This is a genomic window from Paraburkholderia silvatlantica (assembly GCF_003096715.1).
Taxonomy (GTDB): Bacteria; Pseudomonadota; Gammaproteobacteria; order Burkholderiales; family Burkholderiaceae; genus Paraburkholderia; species Paraburkholderia silvatlantica.
The window spans coordinates 1-1,472 of record NZ_QEOL01000071.1; the positions used below are offsets into that span (position 1 = coordinate 1).

Genomic DNA, 1,472 nt, shown 5'->3' on the forward strand with positions numbered 1-1,472 from the left:
TACGACGCCGCCCGCGAGACCGAACTCGAGCGCGCCCCGAACCTCTCGGCGCGTCTGCGCAACGCCGTGTTCCTCAAGCGCGAGGACAACCAGCCGGTGTTCTCCTTCAAGCTGCGCGGCGCCTACAACAAGATGGCGCACCTCACGCCCGCGCAGCTCGAGCGCGGCGTGATCACCGCCTCGGCAGGCAATCACGCCCAGGGCGTGGCGCTTTCGGCGGCGAAGCTCGGCGTGAAGGCCGTGATCTGCGTGCCGGTCACCACGCCGCAGGTGAAGGTCGATGCGGTGCGCGCCCACGGCGGCGCGAGCGTCGAGGTCGTGCAGGCCGGCGAGTCGTACAGCGACGCCTATGCCCACGCCGTGCGCCTGCAGGAAGAACGCGGCCTGACCTTCGTGCATCCGTTCGACGATCCCGACGTGATCGCCGGCCAGGGCACCGTGGCGATGGAGGTGCTGAGCCAGCATCAGGCCCCGATTCACGCGATCTTCGTGCCGATCGGCGGCGGCGGACTGGCTGCGGGTATCGCGGCCTACGTCAAGGCCGTGCGCCCGGAGATCAGGGTGATCGGCGTGCAGACGGACGACTCGTGCGCGATGGCGCAGTCGATCGAGGCGGGCAGGCGCGTGGAACTCACCGAAGTCGGCCTGTTCTCGGACGGCACGGCCGTGAAGCTCGTGGGCGAGGAAACCTTCCGCCTGTGCCAGGCCTATCTCGACGACGTGCTCACCGTCGATACCGACGCGCTTTGCGCCGCGATCAAGGACGTTTTCCAGGACACGCGCAGCGTGCTCGAACCCGCAGGCGCACTGGCCGTGGCGGGCGCGAAGCAGTACGCGGAGCGCGAGGGCATCGAGGGGCAGACGCTGGTGGCGATCACCTCGGGCGCGAACATGAACTTCGACCGCATGCGCTTCGTGGCCGAGCGCGCCGAGGTGGGCGAGGCGCGCGAAGCGGTGTTCGCCGCGACGATCCCCGAGGAGCGCGGCAGCTTCCGGCGATTCTGCGAGCTGGTCGGCACGCGCAGCGTGACCGAGTTCAACTACCGCATCGACGACGCCGAGCGCGCGCACATCTTCGTGGGCGTGCAGATCCGCAACCGCGGCGAGTCGCAGCAGATCGCGAAGACCTTCGTCGATCACGGTTTCCCGACGGTCGACCTGACCGGCGACGAACTCTCGAAGCAGCACATCCGCTACATGGTGGGCGGGCGCTCGCCGCTCGCGCACGACGAACGCCTGTTCCGCTTCGAGTTCCCGGAGCGGCCGGGCGCGCTCATGCGCTTTCTTTCGTCGATGGCGCCGAACTGGAACATCAGCCTCTTTCACTACCGCAACCAGGGCGCGGACTACAGCTCGATTCTGGTGGGCATCCAGGTGCCCGCGGCCGAAGACGCCGAGTTCCGCCGCTTCCTCGCCTCGCTCGGCTATCCGCACTGGGAAGAGACGAGCAATCCGGCGTACCGGTTGTTCCT

At 68.4% G+C, this 1,472-nt stretch carries 1 protein-coding gene; it reads left to right on the forward strand.

Annotated features, from left to right (window positions below):
- The coding region (gene ilvA, locus C7411_RS36790; protein ID WP_116603308.1) for a threonine ammonia-lyase, biosynthetic at positions 1–1,472 on the forward strand (1,472 nt) is incomplete at both ends.